Origin of the sequence: Collinsella aerofaciens, assembly GCF_019131995.1 — a bacterium.
Classification (GTDB): Bacteria; Actinomycetota; Coriobacteriia; order Coriobacteriales; family Coriobacteriaceae; genus Collinsella; species Collinsella aerofaciens_S.
Window position 1 is genome coordinate 1 of the sequence record NZ_JAHONA010000066.1, and the last position, 1,094, is coordinate 1,094.

Annotated in this window: 1 rRNA gene; it reads left to right on the forward strand. The window is 64.0% G+C overall.

Annotated elements, in window-relative coordinates:
- Nucleotides 1-1,094 (forward strand): 23S ribosomal RNA (locus tag KSY82_RS10185); the annotation flags it as partial.

The window sequence follows — 1,094 nt, forward strand, 5'->3', positions numbered from 1 at the left end:
GGATGGACGAGGGGGCTTCGCCGCCTACCGAATCCAACCGAACTCCGAATGCCGGCGGCCCAGAGCGCGGCAGTCAGAGCATGTGGGCTAAGCTGTGTGCTCGAGAGGGAAACAGCCCGGACCGCCCGCTAAGGTCCCCAAGTTCCAGCCGAGTGGCAAAGGATGTGCGTCCGCCCAGACAACCAGGATGTTGGCTTAGAAGCAGCCATGCATTCAAAGAGTGCGTAACAGCTCACTGGTCGAGTGGACATGCGCCGACAATACACGGGGCTAAGCTGGACACCGAAGCGGCGGGATTTTGATTTACAGAATCGGTAGGGGAGCTTCCCATGGGCGGAGAAGCCGGAGGGCGACCGACGGTGGAGCGCATGGGAGTGAGAATGCTGGCATGAGTAGCGAGAGACGAGAGAGTAACTCGTCCGCCGTGAACCCGAGGTTTCCTGGGCAAGGCTAATCCTCCCAGGGTCAGTCGGGGGCTAAGGCGAGGCCGGGAGGCGTAGCCGACGCGCAGCAGGCAGACATTCCTGCACCGCGCACGCGGCGCTACGACCGACGGGGCGACGGATGGGGGTGGCTCGGCGGGGTTCTGGACGTCCCCGTGATGGAGCGCGGCCCGCGGACCAGGGAAATCCGGTCCGCACGAGGGCGAGGCTCCGGACGAAGCGACTGAGCGAAGCGAGTGAGCCCGAGGTCCCTAGAAAAACCCCTAGGCAGGCGCGTGCGCGCCCGTACCGCAAACCGACACAGGTGGGTGGGTAGAACATACCGAGGCGATCGGGTCAACCATGGTCAAGGAACTCGGCACAATGGCCCCGTAACTTCGGGAGAAGGGGTGCCCGCGCGTACGTGAACCGGCTCGCCCGGGGAGCGGAGGCGGGCCGCAGTGGAGAGGCCCAAGCGACTGTTTACCAAAAACACAGGACTCTGCAGAAGCCGCAAGGCGACGTATAGGGTCTGACGCCTGCCCGGTGCCGGAAGGTCACGCGGAGGAGTTAGCGCATCGCGCGAAGCCCCGAAGCCAAGCCCCGGTAAACGGCGGCCGTAACTATAACGGTCCTAAGGTAGCGAAATTCCTTGTCGGGTAAGTTCCGACC